The sequence below is a fragment of the Achromobacter sp. 1014246743 genome (assembly GCF_059760725.1).
Genome location: NZ_JCBANA010000030.1, coordinates 57,624 through 75,977 on the forward strand (window position 1 = coordinate 57,624; position 18,354 = coordinate 75,977).

Below are 18,354 nucleotides of genomic sequence, written 5' to 3' on the forward strand. Positions count from 1 at the left end.
CTCTGGGGAGAACTGCCGTCATGCTAATCAGGGACGCCGCGCCGATCTTTCCCGCTTTGTAGGGAGTTTGTGAAGATTGGCCGGCCAGTTTGTGAAGTTTGTTTACGTCGCTTTCCAGCTGACGATGAAACGGGCGCCGCCCAGCGGGCTGTCGGCCGCCTCGGCGGTGCCGTTGTGCCAGCGGGCCACCCGGTTCACGATCGCCAGGCCCAGGCCGGTCCCGCCGGTGACGCGGTCGCGGCTTTCGTCCAGGCGGATGAAGGGCTCGAAAATGCGTTCGCGGTCCGCGGGCGGAATGCCGGGACCGTCATCGTCGACCATCAGCACGTATTCGCGCGGCGCGGGCGACACCAGGCTCACCTGCACCCGGCCGCCGGCATAGCGGATGGCGTTCAGCAGCAGGTTCAAGAGCGCGCGTGTCATGTAGCGCTGGTGCAGGTGCACTTCGCCCACCTGGCACAGCACGACTTCCAGCCGCACGCCGGACTGCCCGGCCTCGAAGCCGGCATGCTGCATCACCGAATCCAGCCAGCTGCGCGCATCCACCGCCTGCAGGGCCACGCCGTCGCTCTTGTGTTCCAGGCGGGCGTACATCAGCAGTTCGGACGCCATGCTGTCCAGTTCGGCGACGTCGCTTTTCATGTCGTCGATCAGGCGCTGGCGTTCGGTGGCGTCTTCGGTGCGGCCGATCATGTCCAGCTCGAAGGTCAGGCGCGCGATGGGCGTGCGCAGCTCATGCGAGACCGCATTGGTGAGTTCGCGCTGGTTGCCGATCAGCGCGCCGATGCGCTCGGACATGAGGTTGAAGGTGTCGCCCAGGTTGCCGATGCTGGAATGGCGCGACAGGCGGGCGCGGGCCTGCAGGTCGCCCTGCCCCATGCGCAGCGCGGCCGTCTTCAGGGCTTCCAGGTCGCGCCAGATGGGCAGCGCCCACACCAGCATGAAGGCGCACAGCAGCAGGCCCAGCGCCGAATACACCGCCGCGATCACCCAGGGGCCGAACGACGGCTCGGGCGGCAGCTTCACTTCCAGCCACTGGTTGCCCGGGCCGGGAATGGCGGCCACGAAGGTCTGCAGCTTGTCGCGGATGAAGAAATCGCCGCGGGCGGCAATGCGGCGCTCCTTGTCGCTGGCGTTGTAGTCCGAAGCGTTGAACACCCGCAGCGTCAGGCCGTAGTACGGCGCCAGATGCTGCTCGATGTAGGCCGCGCGGGCGCCCGGCTCGACCTTGGACAGTTCCTGCACCAGGCTGTGGATCTGGCCACGCACGGACTCGCGGGTGTAGGCGTCGCTGACCGGCTCGAACAGGTAGTTGGCGGATCGGTCCACGACTTCGTTGGAAATCACGAAGCCCACCGCCAGCACCACGAAGAGCCGCAGGACGAATTTAATCATCGCTGCCCTCGTGCGCCTTGGGCGAGAACAGATAGCCCTTGCCCCACACGGTCTTGATGCGCGCCGGATCGCGCGGGTCGTCGTCCAGCTTGCGCCGCAGCTTGCTGACGCAGACGTCGACGCTGCGGTCCAGGCCATTGAATTCGATGCCGCGCACGGCATTGAGCAGGTCGTCGCGCGTGAGCACCTGGCCGGCCTGGCTGGCCAGCGCCCAGAGCATTTCGAATTCCATGGTCGTCAGGTCGACCTCGACCCCGGCGTGGACCACCGCGCGGGTGCGCCGGTCGATGACCAGCGGGCCGAACTCCAGGCGCTCCGGCGGTTCCTCGAGCTGGCTGTGACGGCGCAGCAGCGCCCGGATGCGGGCCAGCAGTACGCGCGGCTCGACCGGCTTGATGACGTAGTCGTCGGCGCCGGACTCCAGGCCCAGGATCTGGTCCAGGTCGTCTTCGCGCGCCGTCAGCATCAGGATGGGCGCCGAGGAAAACGCGCGCAGGTCGCGGCAGACCTGCAGGCCGTCGCGCCCCGGCAGCATCAGGTCGAGAATGGTGATGGCCGGGTCGTGGCGGCGGAAAGCCTCTACCGCATGGTCGCCGCGGTAGGCCTGGGCGACATTGAACCCGTGTTGCTCCAGGAACTGTGCGATCAGGCGCGACAGCTTCGGATCGTCTTCGACTAGCAATGCCTTGGTCATGGTGTCCGGACAGAAAGTGAGGGGTCGATTTGGCCGCATTCTACGCAAAACCGCGCAAGGGGCGTTCGACCCGTGCAATATCGCGCCGGTTCCCCGCGGGTGGCGCGCACGAAAAAACCGGGCCGGAAGACAGCGCTTCCGGCCCGGTTCGGGGGGCAGGCAACGGGCGGGCGCCCCAGGGAATTCCCCCCGGCACGCCGCGCCGGCACCTTACTTGTAGACCGACTTGGAGCCGTCCTTGTGCCAGACGAAGACGTCGAACTGGAAGTTCGTCAGGTCGCCCTGCTTGTTCCAGGCCACCTTGCCGATCGGGGTGTCGAACGAGTTGGCGTGCAGGTACTTGGCGACCTTGGAGGGGTCTTCGCTGCCGGCGCCCTTGATGCCGTCGGCAATGACCTGGGTGGCCGTGTAGGCGGTCAGCTGGAACGCGCCGCTGGCGTTGCGCTTCTTGGCGGCAAAGGCCTTGACGATGTCGGCGTTGGCGGCGTTCTGGGTGAAGTCGGCCGGCAGCGTCAGCAGCATGCCTTCGACGGCATCGCTGGCGATGGCGTTGATGTCGGGGTTGCCGACGCCTTCGGGGCCCATCCACTTGGCCTTCACGCCCTGCTCGGCTGCCTGGCGCAGCAGCAGGCCCATTTCAGGGTGGTAGCCGCCGTAGTAGACGAAGTCCACGCCCTGGCTCTTGAGCTTGGTGATGACGGCGGAGTAGTCGCTGTCGCCGGCGTTGATGCCTTCGAAGATCGCGACGGGCACGCCGCCCTTTTCCAGGTCGTTCTTGACCGAGGTGGCGATGCCCTGGCCGTACGACTGCTTGTCGTGCAGCACGGCGGCCTTTTTCGGCTTGATCTTTTCCAGCACGAACTTGGCGGCGGCGGGGCCTTGCTGGTCATCGCGGCCGATGGTGCGGAAGATGAACTCGTAGTTCTTGCCGTCGGTCAGGGCCGGCGAGGTGGCCGAGGGCGTGACCATGACCACGCCTTCGTTGTTGTAGATGTCGGCAGCGGCGATGGTGGCGCCCGAGCACACGTGGCCCACGACGAAACCGATCTTGCTGTTGACCACGCGGTTGGCGGCGACCGGACCCTGCTTGGGTTCGCAGCCGTCGTCGATGACCACGGTTTCGAGCTTCTTGCCGTTGACGCCGCCGGCGGCGTTGATGCGTTCCACCGCGGTGTCGACGCCTTCGCGGACCATGTCGCCATATTGGGTGACCGCGCCGGTGGTGGGGCCTACCACGCCGATCTTGATGGTCTGCGCCTGCGCGGCTGCGCCAAACGTCAAACCGGCGGCGACGCCGAGCGCCGCGATGACCGGGGTCAGACGAAATACTTGCTTCATGAGTGGACTCCTCGAATGGCTTGTAGTCGTTGGTTTGTAAGCCGGGCGGACAGCCGGAAAAGTGTTGGTCACGCCCCGTTACTTTGCATAAGCACGGCAAGCATACACTGAAAAATAGCCCCTTTTGCAGGGGTTCCGGCCCGATTTGAGCGACGTTTCGTTATTGCAGTGCCGCATACAAAGCCGCCCCGGCGGGCTGCCGGCCTTATGCCTGCCACCGTATATGCAAAAGACGATTTATTCGTTTGCGTTACTAAGGCCGCGCGGCATCATGGCCGCCATGAGACTCCAACCGATCATCGTCCCCGGATGGAAAAACTCCGGACCCGAACACTGGCAATCGCGCTGGGCCGCCCTCTTGCCCCACGCGCAGCGAGTGCAGCAGCGCGACTGGGAAAACCCCGTCAGCGCGGAATGGATTTCCACCCTGGCCGCGCAAGTGGACAGCGCCCGCAGCCCGGTGCTGCTGATCGCCCACAGCCTGGGCTGCCTGATCAGCGCGGCGCTGCCGGTGCCGCTGCGCGCCAAGGTCGCCGGTGCGCTGCTGGTGGCGCCCGCCGATGTCGAGCGGCCGGACGCGCCCGAATGCCTGCGCGGCTTTGCGCCGGTGCCGCGGCAGTCGCTGCCGTTCCAGAGCGTGGTGGTGGCCAGCGACAACGACCCGTATTGTCGACTCGAACGCGCCCGCCGTTTTGCCGAAGACTGGGGCAGCCGCGTCGTGGTGATTCCCGGCGCCGGCCATCTCAATGCGGACAGCGGCCTGGGCGATTGGCCGCAAGGGCTCAAGCTCTTTGGCGCCCTGCGCCGGCGCGCCTCGTGGCGCGTATCGCCGCCGCCGGAACGCATTGCCCCGATTCTCGACCGGCCCTTGTCCCATCAGGCCTGAGACCGCATTGCGTTCATTTCGCGCAGCCAGCCCCCACTCGGGATGACGGCAGCGGCGTATCGCCGCTGGTGTTGCCCGCATGCTTGCGGATCGCCTCCGCCAATTCCGCCGACGGCTTCTCGTAGCCATAGCAGTAAGGCGGCGTCGGGGCCGCCTCGGGGCGGTAGTCCTGCAACACGGGTTTCGCGTCCCCCAGGTACAGGTTGTCCTTCAGCCGCAGGAACGCCTTGAAGTCGCGCGTATAGCCGTGCTGGGCCTTGCGTTCCTGGTAGGCGCCTTCGTCCGACGCGCCGTTGTCCAGCGCGCTGCGCCGGGCGGCCGTGGGGATATAGCGGCAGTAGTTCACCTTCACGCCTTCCACCGTCGGAAAGAATTCCGGCTCCACGCATTGGCGCTTGGCGTCGTTGTTGAAGATATTGCCTTCGACCAGCGCCTTCGCTTCCAGGCTGAAGCTCATGCCGTAGAAGTCCCAGTTTTCCAGCAGGTTGTTGAACAGGTGGAAGGTGCCGAACTGGCCACGGGGATTGCGCTGCACGGTGTTGAAAAAGTAATTGTGGTGCAGGGTCACGCGCGCGATGGAGTCCCGTTCGTAGTTGGCGAACAGGTCCTTGGACGTGATGTTGTTGAGCAGCATGACCTTGTTCGAATTGTGGAACTTCGTCCACGAGATCGTCACGTCGGTAGAGCCGTTCTTCACGTTGAGCAGCCGGTCGGACATGCGCGACAGGTCCATGTGGTCCACCCAGACATCGCGGCTGTCGTTGGCGATGTTCACGGCCTGGGTCAACCGGTTCAGGCGGCCATAGATGGTCAGATGCGTCAGGATGACGTTCTGGCTGCCATACACGCCCAGGCCGTCGTCGATCAGGGCCACGTGCTTGCCCCGGCCGTCGATGGTCGTGTTGGACGGCACGCGCAGCTGCGAGTCCAGCACGATCGTCATGTCCGACGCAAAGCGGATCCACGTGGGGCCCTTCTTGGCCTGCGCCAGCGCGGCGCGCAGCGTGCCTGGCCCGGAATCCTGGTCGGACGTGACCTCGATGAACCGCCCGCCCAGGCCGCCCGTGGCCTTGGCGCCATAGCCTTCGCGCTGCTGCAGCAGCGCGGAGACGAAGGGGCAGCGCTCATCCGGACTGGCGCAGGTCTCACTGGCGGCGGCCGCCCCGCCCACCAGCATGCCCAGGACAGGCAGCCAGGACAAGGCGCGCAGCAGCCTGCGAGCGGCCGGCCCATTCGTTGCTGATTTCATGGCAATGCACTCCTTAACGCTGCGCGGAACGATCCGCGGACTGTACGTGGCGCCAGATGCCGCCGCTCAGCCGCAGATTCTCCGGCGGGCCGGCCACATGGGCCCTGAGATGTTTGAAATAGGCCTCTTGCCAGCGCTGCGCATAGGCATCGGCGTCCTCGCCGGGGTTCACGGCAGGCAGCATTTCCAGCGTGTAGGCCACGCGGCCGTTTTCCCAGCGCGGCACGTAGAACACCGATGGCACGCCCTGGCGATGCGCCAGGTGGGCCGCGAAGCTGGAATAGGTCACCGACTGCCCTTCGAAGTCGGTGCGCGGCGCGGCGGGGTTGGCGGCGCCGTCCACCGCCAGGCACAGCACATTGCCCGATGCCAGCGCGCGCATGCAGGCCTTGGCCACCTGCGCTTCGGTCTGGTCGGCCGTGGAAATCAGGGCGGCGGCATAGCTGCTCTGGGCAATGCTGGGCGCGGTCGCCAGCCAGCGCGACGGAATGCCCAGCAGTTCCAGCGCCATCAGGCCGGCGTACATGGGGCCCACGTGCGCGGTGGCCACCACCACGCCCCGGCCGGTCGCCAGCAGCGGCGCGAAAAAGCGCTCGCCGGTGTCCAGCTCGCCCAGCATCTGCATGGCTTCTTCGACGCTGTCCTCGCGGCATTCGAGCCAGTCGAACAACAGGTGATCCACCAGATGGCCCCAGCGCGCGCGCCGCTCCCATTGCGCTCGGTCGGCCGTGGCGTCGCCGCGCAGCGACCAGGCCCAGTCCAGGCGGGCTTGGGGGATGGGCGCGGTATCCAGCTTCTGGTCCAGCTCATCCAGCGCTTGCTGGAACGTCGGCGGCAGCTTCTGGCCGCGTTGCGCCACATAGCGCTCGAACAAGGCTTCGGCCTGCGGCTTGCGGCCCGCCTGGGACAGCGCGCCGATGGCGGCGCGCTGCCAGAGCGTCTTGTCGGGGGATTTTTCGACCAGGCGCAGCAACTGGTCGGCGGCTTCGTCGTATTGCAGCGTGTAGCGCAGCGCGCGGGCGTACAGGCCCTGGGTCTGTTCCAGGTCCGGCGCCAAGTCCATGGCCTGGCGCAGCGGCGCCACGGCGTCCTTGTAGCGGCCGGCGCGCAGCAGGGTTTCGCCGTACAGGGTCAAGAGCCGCACATCGGCGGGTGCGGCCTGCAAGCCCGCCTCGAAGTGCGCCAGCGCATGGACCTTGCGGTCGTCTTCGGTGGCCCGGCGCAGGTGCGCCAGCCCCAGCGAGGCGCGCAGCGCCGCGGCATCGTGGCCGGCTTCCAGCGCCGCGCTGCCCAGCACAATCGCCGCCTCGACCCGCTCGTCGTCCAGCAGCGCGCGCACGGCCACCGTGGCCACGCGGGCGTTCGGCAGATCCGCCGCCTGCAAGGCAGTGGCAATACCGGCCGCTTCGGCGGTGTCGCCGTTGCGCGAATAGGCCAGCATCCACCAGTGCGCCTCGCCCGCGTCGGCGAGCGCCAGCGCGTGGGTCTGGCGCGCGACGTCGGCGGCCTGTTCGATCCGTCCGGCCTGCACGCGCAGCTGTATCCGTACGGCTTGCAGCGCCGCGGCATCAGGCGCGATGACGGCGGCGGCGTCCGCCTGGGCAATGGCGCGGTCCCATTGCTGGGTGCGACCCAGCAGGCTGGCAAGCATGCGGCGGTCATCGGTGCGTACCGGGTAGGCGTCCACCAACTTTTCCAGCACGGCGATCGCCAATTCCAGGCGGCCGGCTCGCACCAGCGGCGACACCAGCAGGCGGCGCACGTCGCGCCAGCCGTCCTCGACCCGCGCCAGCGCGGGGCCGAGCGCGGCCAGGGCCGGCGCGGGGTCGTCCGCCTGCGATAGCTGCTGGATGACCTCCCGCAGGGGGCCGACGGCCTCGTGCGCCGCGGTGGCAGGCCTGGCCGCAGCCGCGGCGCCGGGGCGTTCCATTGTCGTATCAACCATGGCGCAATCCTCGTAGCAAGGCCATCGCCGCGCGCAGGACGAACATGAGCACGAAGCCCAGCGCCAGCGCCTGCAGCAGCAACACGGCCGTGCGCGGGCTGCTGGGCCGGTCCGTGGACACCGGCTGGGCGATGATGGACAGATAACGCTGCAAGCGCAGGGCGTCGGTCACGGCCTGCTGGTACGACTGCTGCGCCAGCGTCAGGTTCGAATCGGCGAAGGCTTGCGTATTGCGCAGCGCTTCGTACGACTTCAGTTGCTTGGCTTCCGTGTTGCCGTCGCCGCTCAGGCGCTGGCGCACGCTGGCAAGCCGCTTCTTCAGGGCCACGACCTGCATTTCGGCGGGTTTGAGCATGAAGTGGTCCTGGTTGTTCAGCGCGCGGATCTTGTCCAGGTTGATCTGGGCGCTGCTCAGTTCCCCTTCAAGCTGGCTGGACAGGTTCAGCAGCATGGCCACCGTGGCCGTCGGGTCGATGTTGCCGTGCGTGGTTCGCCATGCCGTCAGGGCTTCGCGGGCGGCCAGCGCCTTCTGTTCGGCCTGCCTCACCGACTCCTCGCTGACCTTCAGCTTGTCGGCCACGCCCTTTTCGTTCATGGAACTGACGAAGTCTTCCGCCAGGCCGATCAGGGCCTTGGACAGGGTTTCGGCGTCTTCGGGCGAATAGGCCCGCACGCGCAGCACGTCGATCTGTTCCAGCGCATTGAACGACACCTGGACCGCGGCCTGGTAGGCACGGTAGAGGTCATCTTCGCTCGAGTCCTCGGACAGATGGTGGGCGGGGTCCATGCCTGCATTCAAGAGGAAGCGGCGCAGGCCGACCTTCTTGTCCAGCTGCCGCATGCAGTCACGCGACTTCAGGAAATCACTGACCGCCCAGCCGTCCACGAAGCCGCCCAGCATGCCGCCCGAGTTGCCGGTGGTCAGCAGGCTGGCCGCCATGGCGCCCCCGCCCTGCTGGCCGGAGCCGGACTGCACGAAGAAGCGCGATTCCGCTTCATAGCGGGGCGTGGCGATCCACAGCACGTAGGCCAGGGCCAGGGCCACCGGGGCGATGACGATGACCACGTTGACCCAGCGGCGCCGGCGGCGCTCGGCCAGCGCCGCCTGCCGTTCGCGCCGCCGGCGTTCGATCTCGGAGCCGCTTTCAGAAGCCGAGCTGTCCGTCATCGAAGCCGCCGAGGACGTCGTCGCCTGTTCCTGAGTCGCTTCGTGATCGTCGCGGTGGGAACTTCTGGATGCACTGGTCGAGGTCGTCTTCGATGCGGAGTGCGCTTCGTTCATAAATCAGGCCCTTCAGGCAATAGTCCGCCAACTGATTCTGGCGGTAACTGGAAAGAATGAGCGTCCTGCCGATCAGCCGTTCTTCGAACAGCGCCAGCCACAGACGGGTGAAGCGGCAGGGCTCGAAGGGGATGGCCCCTTCGATCACGTACACGTCGAACGCCGGCGCCAGGGCCAACGCAAACGAAAATTCCTGCCGCGCAAACAGCGGCCAATGTTCCATCGGCCGGGAAAGGACCTTGGGGTCGGTGATCAGGTCGGCCACCAGTTCGTACGTGGCATCGGCATCGAGCTCGTACATCTGGCTGACCAGTTCGATCATGCTCACGCCGCTGGCCTTGCCGCGGATGAAGCCCTGCCGGCCGATCGCCCAGGACACGTTGCCATCGTGATGGACAAAGCCCTGGCGCGGCGGCCGCAGGCCGCACAGCAGATCGATGATCTGGCGATGCAGCTCCGGCGCGGGCGACAGCAAGGCATAGCGGCCGACGGGAATGTCCAGGTGGGCATGGGAAAGCAGCGCCTGCCGGCTGCCGAAGGCCTGGGGATCGTCCGTCACGCCATTGAGATGAATCATCGTCGTTCCTCACATGGGCTGGATGTTGGGACGGGCCAGCCGCTCTGCGGCCAGGGCCACCACCATCAGGAAGACCAGGCTGGTCAGGAAATAGCCCAGGCTGGCATCCTGCGACGTATAGGCGTCGAAGTAGGCCGAGCGCAGCAGCTGCATGCCGTGCGCGAAAGGCAGCCACAGCATCCAGGGCCGCAGGTTCTCGGGCAACTGCTCCGAGACGAAGAAGACGCCCGAGAAAATCTGCAGGAAGCGCTCGATCACCGGCGCCAGCCGCAGGAAGAAATGCCAGCAGGTGGCGATCGCCCCGAACAACAGCCCCATCGCCGCGGCGCAGCACGCCATCAGCACCACGAACAGCATGAAGCCCGGCCAGCTCCTGGGCAGCGTGATGAGGTCCAGCGCATGACCGGCCGTGATCAGCACCACGAACACCACCAGGTACACCGACACGTACAGCAACGCCTGCACCAGCGCGCACATCAAGGGCGACACGCCCTGGAAGTTCAACAGGCCGCGCGCCGACACGTAGGCGGTGCTGCTGCGAAAGATGATCTGGCGAAACATGATCCAGGTCGTCGCGCCCAGCAGCGAGAACGTCTGCACGTCCATCCCCAGGATGTAGTGCGTGCCCATCAGGATGTACAGCGACGAAATCAACGTCAGCAGCACCACCGGCCCCACCAGCGCCCACAGCAGCGCGATCCGGCTTTCGCCGTGCATCACGTTCAGCTGGTAGACGAACAGTGCCAGCAGCGTGCGCCCGCCCGGCCAGCCGCGGCCGATGATGCGCGGATGATGCCCGGCATGCAGGCCGCGCAGGCGATCCTGCAGGATCGCCAGGTCGCCGGCCTCCCCCGGGGGCAGCTCCATTTCCAGCGCGATATCGTTGCGCGAGGCATGGCGACGCGCATCCCGCGCCTCGTCCTGCCTGCGCCGCTGTTCGCGCCGCGCCTGCGCGTCGGCCAGGCGCTGGTCCTCGGCCACCAGCCGGGCGGGCATGTAGCCGGGCGCGAACACCTCGATGCCGGCGCGGATGTCCTGTTCGAGCAGGCGCACGATGATGCGCAGGCGCCGCCGCGAAAAATCCGCCAGCGCCTCGTCGACCTTGCTGCGCGCGATCTCCGCGTCCAGCTCGGCCTGCACGGCCTCGTAGACCGCCCGCCGGGCGGCCACGGAGTCATGCGGCTCGCCCTGCAGGCGCGCCAGCAGGGGCTTGAGCAGGACGGCCGGCTCGGCCTTGGCCTCGAACAGCTTGGCGGGATCCAGGCGCCAGGCATCGACGCCCGATCCCACTGCGTAGCTGCTGTCTTTTTTCCGCGCGCGCCAACCCTTGATCCGATCCTCGTTGCTCATCGACGCACTACTGGCTGACGCCGGTCGAAGAGCCGCCGGAATTCGAATCGATGGCCCGCATGGCGCTGAAGCCGGCGCTCATGGTCACGCGGAACGCGGACAGCACCTTCTGCACCTGGGTGAACGGCGCATCCGAGATATAGATCGCCTGCCCTTCACGCACGGTGAATTCGCGGGCCAGCGCCACCTGTTCCGGGCGCGTCAGGTCGAACTGGTACACCACGGGCAACAGATCCGGCTTGCCATCCACCCCCGCCTTCGCGGGCGTGAACAGGAAGACCGAGCGCGGGTCCGCCGTCTGGTCGTCCAGGCCCTTCGAATCGGCCAAGGCATCCAGCACGCTGTAGTTGCGCTTGCTGATCGCCACGCGGCCCTGGTTGCCCGCCGCGCCCAGCACCGTCAGGAACTCGCGCGATTCGTATGCGGTAATGACGTCGCCCGACCGCAGCAGGATGTCGTTGTTCTGATTGCGGTAGATGTCCGACAGGCGCACCGAGGCCACCTGGTTGTCGCGCCGAAGGCTGATGACCAGCTGCTCGGGGTTGGTCTGCACCGGCGCGGCCTGGGCCAGCGCGCTGCTCAGCCGCTGGGACGTCTGCGTAATGGGATACATGCCCGGCTTGGTCAGGTTGCCCTGCACCGTCACCATCTGCCCGCGTGCCTCGGCCGCGCGCGTCACGCTGACGTCGGCCCCGGCCACCAGCCGGCTCAGGCGCGCCACGATGGCGTCATGCAGCTGGCCCAGCGTCTTGCCGCCGGCCTGGAACTTGCCGAGGATGGGAAAGGACACATTGCCGTTGCGGTCCAGTTCCTGGTTGCCCAGGTCGCTCACGCCGGACGGATCCGCCGCGAACACGCCCAACCCGCCGCGTTCCCAGACCTTGACGTTGATGCCGTCGCCGGGCACCAGGCTGTCGAAACCGGCCTCGGTCAGGTCGCGGTAACGCACGGGAAAATCGGAGACTTCCGGCACCCGGCTCTCGCGCGCAAGCTCGCGCGAGGCAGGCATCACGATGACGTCCTTGGCGTCATGCGCGCCGGTCATCTCGGCCAGCATCGGCCCGGAACGCGGCAACTGGCAGCCGCTCAGTGTCAGTACGGTAATCAGCAGCAGAGCCGGCACCGCAAAGGGGCGCCGGCCCGCCGCCGGGACGTTCATTTGCATAACTTCCTTTTGTTCTTCAGAACGAGAGTGGCGGACGGACGTTCAGGCCTGCTTGAGCTGCATCGCCGGCGGTTCCATGGACTCGTCGTTCTCCGACACGGGCATGAACGGCATGCACAGGCTCAGGAACTTGGCCAGCATGGCCTCCAGCGAAAACAACGTCTGCGCCCGGTGGCGGCTTTGCGCTTTCAGGCGTTCATCGGCGCGCACCCGGTCCACGATGGACACGACCTTGTCGCAGGCCTCGTGCAGGTCGGGATGTTCGACGTCGCCCAGCAGGTGCCCCGTCTCGCCTTCCTCGAAACACTCCCCAGCCCCGCCGGCCGGCGTCGAGACGACGGGTACGCCCAGCAGTTGCGCCTCGATCAGCACGTTGGGCAGGCCCTCGTAGCGCGACAGCAGGACCTTGGCATCCATTTGCGAATACCAATAGCCCACGTGGTTCGACAGGCCGACGAGCAACAATCGGTCCATCACGCACAGCTCTTGCGCCAGCGCCACGATGTTGTCGTGCAGGCGCCCATCGCCGACGATGACAAAGCGCGCCTGCGGCCGCTGTTTCAGGTAGAGCGCCGCAAGCTTGATCCACAATTGCGGCCGCTTGTCCGGTTCCAGGCGGAACACGCCGCCGATGGTTTCCGTGGCGTCGGCCGTGCTTTCCTGGAAGGCCTGCCATTTTTCCTGGTCCGTCGCCGCCGCGTCGGTGTTCAGGTCCGGCACGCCGTTGTACAGCACGTGAAAACGCACGATGGGGATGCCGAGCCATTCGGCATAGGCCTCGGCGGCCTTGCGGCTGTTGCTGACGAAATGCACGCCGGGCACCTGGGCCAGGGCCTGGTACAGCTCGGGATACTCTTCGCGGAAACGGTCCTTGCGGATGTTGGGCGGCAAGCCGCGAAACACCAGGTGGATGGTCGGTGCGCCGGCCAGCAAGGCCGCCAGCGCGCCGAACAGGCACGTGCCGTCCTGCCACAGGCTCACCACGTCGAACGTGCTGGCGCGCAAGACGGGCGCCAGCCGCGTCACGCCATAGTGAACCGGCGGGGGCAGTTGCTCGAGCAGGCGGGTCAGGCTGCCGTCCGGTACCGACTGGTGCGCCACCGAGATCGCGGGCAGCTTGTTGATTTCCGTGACCGGAATCTGCGCCTTGACCAGCACGGACAGGAAGAAATCCAGGCCCTGCTTCTTGGTGGAACCGGCCGGCTCGGTGTGCTGCTTGACCAGCACTTCGACCTTTTCCGGCTTCATCGGCACATCGACGGGGCGCGGCTCGGGCGCCTCCGCCATGCGGGCCAGTTCCCCGGCCAGTCGCGTCAGTTGGCGCTCGGCGCCGCCGGGGCCCAGGCTGCCCGTCACAAGCGCCACCGAAACGGGCTTGTCGGGCGAGCATTCCGGGATCTGCCGGTTGCGGAAATGCAGGATGGCGTGCTTCATCGACACGATCCGGATGTCCTTGCCGGCCAGCGCGGCTTCGGGTTCCAGGCGCTGATAGAAGGCGTAGTCGCTGGCCAGCCCGTTGGCCAGTTCCGCCGCCTTGCTGCCCGGCGCCAGGTGCTTGGCCACGGGCGAGATGACCTCGAAGGCATCCGCCAGCAGGCCGCGCTTGCGCAGGCGCTTGGCAAACTCGACGCGAATGTTGCGGTCCGTGTGCTGCAGGATCAGCCGGCGGAACAAGGCGTCCGACTGCTCATACGCACGGATGTCGTTCAGCAGCTTGGCGCGGGAGAACAACCGGGCGGGGTTCTCGGTGGACGCAGGCAGGTGCCGGTCCACCAGGGCCAGCGCGTCCTCCAGGTGGCGCTCCTTGACCAGGCGGGTCGCGCGATAGCGCACGATTTCCAGGTCATCGGGGCATTCGCGCAATAGCGTGGCCCACTGTTCGGACATGCCCTCGTTCAGGCCCGCCGCCTCTTTCAACCGAAGCAGCAGGAAACGGACCTTGGGGTCGGACAGGTGGTCCCGCGCCAGCGCTTGCGCGTCGGCCAGGTTGTCCTGCGCGACCTGGACCCGACCCGATGCCGCCACGATTTCCTCCGGCCGGGCCTGCACCTGCCGCAACTCGGAATCGGCGCTCTCGCGCTCGGTGATCAACGGCGGATTCATGCGGCCTTCCTGCGGTTGGCCTTGTCGATCCACACCAGGCAGCGCTGGATGTAGTGATCGTACTGGGCCGGGTTGTCGGAACGTTGCTGCAGCGCGCGCCAGTAAGGCAGGGCCTGTTCGAAGCGATGCAGGCGCATGGCGCCGACCGCGGCCAGGCGCAGGCCGATGGGATCGTCCGGCACCAGTTGCAGAATGCGCTCACCCAACGCCAGGCGCTCGGTGGTGCTGGACGAGTCCAGCGCGCGCGCTTCGGCGTACAGCACGGCGATGATGCGGCGCTTTTCGTGGTCGACTTCCGTCATCTGCGGCCAGGACTGGGCGACACGCTCCAGCAGGGTCCAGGCCGCCTTGGCGTCACCGGCCGACAGCAGCTCCCGGGCGCCGCGGATGGCGCGCGGCCCAAGCCTGCCAAGCTGGCGCTCGGCCTCGTCCTTGGCGCCCTGGTCGGCCGAGGCGTTGGCCAGCACCATCTTGTAGGCGTCGATGGCCTCGCCGAACCAGCCGCCGTTGAACGCGACGCGGGCGAAGTGCAGTTGCGTGCTGAAGGGCGCCGACTCGTTGGCGGCCGCCTGCTCCAGGTGCCGCATGGCGGTCTGCTTGTCGCCCAGCGCGTCGGCCGCGCGGCCACGCATCGCGTGCAACTCGGGGAATTCGACCTGGGTGTCGAGTGCGATGTCGGTCAGGTCGATCACTTCCTTGTGATTGCCCGCCACCAGCGCGGCCCGTACGCCCAGACGCATCGCCCGCTCGAAGGCGCGCTTGGCGCGCACGCCGGCCAGGGCATCGGGATTGAGCAGGCGGTGCGCGCTGATACGCTCGGCGGCATCACGCAGGCGGCCTTCATCCAGCGCCTGCGTGCCCTCTTCGGCCCAGGTCGCGGCCTGCGCACGCAGCCAGGCGGCGATGTCTTCCTGCTCGGTATCGGCCAGCTTGCACGACACGGCCAGCGCCGCCGCGGCCATGATGCAACCGCGCCACGAGGCTTCCTTGACCAGTTCCAGCGCCTCGACATCGGTGAGCGCGGGCGACTCGGCCGCCAGCGCGCGCAGCCCGGCGCGGTCGCCAGCGATCAGCCGGTCGCGCCACAGCATCGCGAAACTGCGGCCATGCGCCGGAATGGCCTCGCGCACCTCATGCACCCAGCGCAAGGTGGCTTCCATGTCGCTGCCGGCCTGCAGCAGCGAGAGCACGGTGTCGGCAGCTTCCGTGGCGGTCGGGTCCTGCGGCGACGAGATGCGGAACAACTGCTTCCAATTGCCCAGGGCTTCGTCCACAAAGCCCAGGTGGCCGGCGGAAATGGCCGCGATGCGCACGATTTCCGGGGTCTCGATTTCGTCGCCCAGCAGGCCTGCGGCCAGCGAGTGGGCAACGTCATGGCGGCCCAGCTTGAAATGGTTGCGCATCAGGATCTGCTCGGCCTTGCTGCCGGTGGCCAGCGTGCCGTCCGCGCTGCCCAGCAGCGCCAGCGAGCCTTCGTAGTCGCCCAGTTCTTCCTGGATGCGTGCGAACAGCAGCGTGTGGTCCGGCAGGCCGGGATGGCGGCGCAGCACGTCGCGCAGGCGGCGCGAGGCTTCGCGCAGCTCGCCCGACTCCCAGAGCTTCTCGATGCGTTCTGCGCTTTCGTCGGCGCTCAGCTTGGGCACGGACGGTTGCGGCGTGGACGCGCTCATGCGCGGACGCACGAAAGTCTTGTACCACTCGGTGTACAGGCGTTCGGCGAACAGCGGCGTGTAGTGCGTCAGGTCCAGCCCGCCGTCTTCCAGCGCGTCGGCCTGGCCGATCTTGTTCATCAGCGGCGTGGGGTCGTAGCACGGCACGCCGATGCGCTGCGCGCTGGCGGCGACGGCGGCGATCAGCTGCGCCCGCTGTTCGATCGGCACGTTGTCGGGCGTCATGGCGTTGACGTGCGTGACGAACACGATCTTGTCCCGGCCCAGCAGGTCGACCAGCTCGCGCATCTGCTGCTCGATCTCGTCGTCCGTCTGTTCGCGCTTGACGATGCGGGCCAGCAGCTCGCGGTTGTCCGGCGACAGGCTCTTGAAGACCGGATCCTTGTCCAGCCATTCTCGCCGTTCGGCCAGCCGTTCTTCGGTCGCCTGGGACCAGAATGCGCGGGTGCGGGCGCGGTCGGCGAAGAACTCGCTGAAAAAGCGCACCAGGTAGTTGGACTGGATCGGGTGGGCGCCAATGGTCAGCAGCTTGCGCGAGGACAGCTCGACCATGTACAGGTCGGCCGGCTTGTGCGTGCCGCGGCGGGCCTGCTCGCCACTGGACGGACGGAAGATCAGGCGCTGCACGTCAGCGGGAATGTCGGCCTGGCCGAACATGAAGCGGGCCTGCTGCAACGCCTCGGCGCTGGTGTGCACGAAACCGTAATTGCGGCCGAGCTGCTGCTTGATCGGGTAGCGTCCCACGGCATCGCGTAGCGGCGTGTGGATGCGGCAGGTGCCAATCGGAGCGATGGTAAAGGCGGTCATTCCGGGCCTCTCCTGTGTTGATGGGTTACGCAAAACCTGGACTCAAAGCGTCCAGTACACGAGGCCGGGCTGAAGCCGGCGGCTGTCCAGTACGGATTTCAGGTCGCACACCATGCCGTCGGCCTTGACCAGCTGCGGCAGGTCTTCCCAGATGGTGGCCATGGTCTCGCGGTGCGGCACCGCCAGGATCAGCACGTCCATGTCGCGGAACTGGTCGCGATCGACGAGGCTGATGCCGTACTCATGCTGCATCTGTTCGGCGTCGACCATCGGGTCGCAGGCCACCGGCGTGATGCCGTAGTCGCCCAGGGCGCGATACAGGTCGACGACCTTCGAATTGCGGATGTCCGGCACGTTTTCCTTGAACGTCATGCCCAGGATGCCGACCCGGGTCGAGGCGTTCAGGCGGCCGTTGCGGGCCAGGGTCTGCACCACGCGCGAGGCCACGTGGCTGGCCATGCCGTCGTTGATCCGGCGGCCCGACAGGATGACTTCGGGGTGGTAGCCCAGTTCCTGCGCCTTGGACGTCAGGTAGTAAGGGTCCACGCCGATGCAGTGGCCGCCGACCAGGCCGGGCGTGAACTTCAGGAAATTCCACTTGGTGCCCGCGGCCGCCAGCACTTCGGCGGTACGGATGCCGACCAGGTCGCAGATCTTGGACATCTCGTTCATTAGCGCGATGTTGATGTCGCGCTGGGTGTTTTCGAGCACCTTGGCGGCTTCGGCCACCTTGATGGACGAGGCGCGATGCACGCCGGCGTCGATGATCTGTTCGTAGACGCCGGCGATGATCTCCAGCGACTGCTCGTCCTGGCCGGACACGATCTTGACGATCTTCTCCAGCGGGTGCTCACGGTCGCCCGGGTTGATCCGTTCGGGGCTGTAGCCCAGCTTGAAGTCGATACCGCAGCGCAGGCCCGAGGCCTTTTCCAGTTCCGGACCGCAGATTTCCTCGGTGGCGCCGGGGTGCACGGTGGATTCGAACACCACGATGCAGCCGGGGCGCAGCACGGGGCCGATCGAGCGGCAGGCGCGCACCAGCAGGGAAAAATCGGGGTTGTTCTTCTCGTCGACGGGCGTCGGCACGGCAACGACGAAAAAGTCGCACCCTTGCAGTTCGGTAACCTGATCGGTGAACTGCATGCGGGAAGCCAGCAAGGCATCGCGTTCGATTTCGCCCGTCCAGTCCTCACCCTGTTTCAGGCTCGTGATCCGCCGCTTGTCAACATCAAAGCCGACGACATCAAAGCGCCTGGAAAATGCCACGGCCACGGGCAGGCCGACATATCCAAGACCGCACACTGCGATTCTCTTTACCACGGGGGACCTCACTGTTTTCGTCGTGTCGAGTACATAAAAAACCGACACCCAGGAACCGATCGACCGGTTTGGAATCGAATGACTATTCCCTGCCTGGGGTGGACTCGTTGCTCAGAATTAATTACATCTCGATACCGCGTTATACGTGTGGGTAGCGAGCCAACGAATCTTAGGCGGCTGAGACAGCGAAATTCTTTCTAAAAGTTTTCATCGCTGTGGAAATAAATCGGAAATATTGCAATAAACCGGGGGAAATCCCTCAGACAAACGCTTTGTTCATACAAATAGAAATAGATTAGATCGTTTGTTTTGTTAGTAAATGTATAAAGTCGTTTTCTAATCTTGGTTTAATAAAACCGCAAGGAATGAGTATGGAATCCTGGGTTATCTATTAATCCCCGGGAACCCCTCCCGATATTGCAACCTGAAGTCACTGATCGCGTCGGAATCACTGCAAAATATCGTCCCATGCCTGTATCAGGAAAAATCCAAACCTATTGACCATTCTCCGGCGGCGGGGCATGGCGATGGCGCGGCAAAAAAAATGCCCCCGACACCGCAAGGTGCCGGGGG

The 18,354-nt window shown here is 66.3% G+C and carries 13 protein-coding genes; 1 reads left to right on the forward strand and 12 read right to left on the reverse strand.

Going from position 1 to position 18,354, the window contains the following annotated elements:
* Positions 1 to 102: 102 nt before the first annotated feature.
* The 3 genes from AC6LJ2_RS14580 to AC6LJ2_RS14590 form a co-directional block, all read right to left on the reverse strand.
* On the reverse strand, positions 103 to 1,395 hold the full coding sequence (locus tag AC6LJ2_RS14580; protein ID WP_498151609.1) for an ATP-binding protein: 1,293 nt from the start codon (positions 1,393 to 1,395) through the stop codon (positions 103 to 105).
* Positions 1,388 to 2,089 carry a response regulator gene (locus AC6LJ2_RS14585; RefSeq protein WP_263913465.1) on the reverse strand — a complete coding sequence of 234 codons (702 nt, stop codon included), beginning with the start codon at positions 2,087 to 2,089 and terminating at the stop codon, positions 1,388 to 1,390. Before AC6LJ2_RS14585 ends, AC6LJ2_RS14580 begins: the two co-directional genes overlap by 8 nt.
* A gap of 210 nt (positions 2,090 to 2,299) precedes the next feature.
* Positions 2,300 to 3,427: a branched-chain amino acid ABC transporter substrate-binding protein gene (locus tag AC6LJ2_RS14590; RefSeq protein WP_263913466.1), complete on the reverse strand. Its 1,128-nt coding sequence runs from the start codon at positions 3,425 to 3,427 to the stop codon at positions 2,300 to 2,302.
* Positions 3,428 to 3,707: 280 nt separating this feature from the next.
* Between AC6LJ2_RS14590 and AC6LJ2_RS14595 the strand changes: the two genes are divergently transcribed.
* Positions 3,708 to 4,313, forward strand: coding sequence for an RBBP9/YdeN family alpha/beta hydrolase (locus AC6LJ2_RS14595; RefSeq protein ID WP_263913467.1), 606 nt, complete (start codon positions 3,708 to 3,710; stop codon positions 4,311 to 4,313).
* A gap of 13 nt (positions 4,314 to 4,326) precedes the next feature.
* Here the strand turns inward: AC6LJ2_RS14595 and AC6LJ2_RS14600 are convergent, their stop codons facing one another.
* The 9 genes from AC6LJ2_RS14600 to AC6LJ2_RS14640 form a co-directional block, all read right to left on the reverse strand.
* Positions 4,327 to 5,490 (reverse strand): pectate lyase family protein, encoded by a 1,164-nt coding sequence (locus tag AC6LJ2_RS14600; RefSeq protein WP_498151616.1) that lies wholly within the window; start codon positions 5,488 to 5,490, stop codon positions 4,327 to 4,329.
* Between the two features lie 85 nt (positions 5,491 to 5,575).
* On the reverse strand, positions 5,576 to 7,507 hold the full coding sequence (locus AC6LJ2_RS14605; protein WP_498151610.1) for a Vi polysaccharide transport protein VexE: 1,932 nt from the start codon (positions 7,505 to 7,507) through the stop codon (positions 5,576 to 5,578).
* Positions 7,500 to 8,531: a KpsE/RkpR family capsule polysaccharide export protein gene (locus tag AC6LJ2_RS14610; RefSeq protein WP_263913508.1), complete on the reverse strand. Its 1,032-nt coding sequence runs from the start codon at positions 8,529 to 8,531 to the stop codon at positions 7,500 to 7,502. Before AC6LJ2_RS14610 ends, AC6LJ2_RS14605 begins: the two co-directional genes overlap by 8 nt.
* Positions 8,532 to 8,652: 121 nt before the next feature.
* Positions 8,653 to 9,366 carry a P-loop NTPase family protein gene (locus tag AC6LJ2_RS14615; RefSeq protein WP_263913469.1) on the reverse strand — a complete coding sequence of 238 codons (714 nt, stop codon included), beginning with the start codon at positions 9,364 to 9,366 and terminating at the stop codon, positions 8,653 to 8,655.
* A 9-nt stretch (positions 9,367 to 9,375) separates the two neighbouring features.
* Positions 9,376 to 10,716, reverse strand: a complete 1,341-nt coding sequence (locus AC6LJ2_RS14620) for an ABC transporter permease (RefSeq protein ID WP_498151611.1) — start codon at positions 10,714 to 10,716, stop codon at positions 9,376 to 9,378.
* 7 nt (positions 10,717 to 10,723) lie between these two features.
* Positions 10,724 to 11,881 carry a polysaccharide biosynthesis/export family protein gene (locus tag AC6LJ2_RS14625; RefSeq protein ID WP_498151612.1) on the reverse strand — a complete coding sequence of 386 codons (1,158 nt, stop codon included), beginning with the start codon at positions 11,879 to 11,881 and terminating at the stop codon, positions 10,724 to 10,726.
* 42 nt (positions 11,882 to 11,923) lie between these two features.
* Positions 11,924 to 13,984 (reverse strand): glycosyltransferase, encoded by a 2,061-nt coding sequence (locus AC6LJ2_RS14630; protein ID WP_498151613.1) that lies wholly within the window; start codon positions 13,982 to 13,984, stop codon positions 11,924 to 11,926.
* Positions 13,981 to 16,461 carry a hypothetical protein gene (locus AC6LJ2_RS14635; protein ID WP_498151614.1) on the reverse strand — a complete coding sequence of 827 codons (2,481 nt, stop codon included), beginning with the start codon at positions 16,459 to 16,461 and terminating at the stop codon, positions 13,981 to 13,983. The genes AC6LJ2_RS14630 and AC6LJ2_RS14635 overlap by 4 nt, the downstream gene beginning before the upstream one ends.
* Before the next feature lie 42 nt (positions 16,462 to 16,503).
* The gene (locus AC6LJ2_RS14640) at positions 16,504 to 17,763 is read right to left on the reverse strand and encodes a nucleotide sugar dehydrogenase (RefSeq protein ID WP_498151615.1); all 1,260 of its coding nucleotides are present in this window, start codon (positions 17,761 to 17,763) and stop codon (positions 16,504 to 16,506) included.
* Between the last annotated feature and the right edge of the window lie 591 nt (positions 17,764 to 18,354).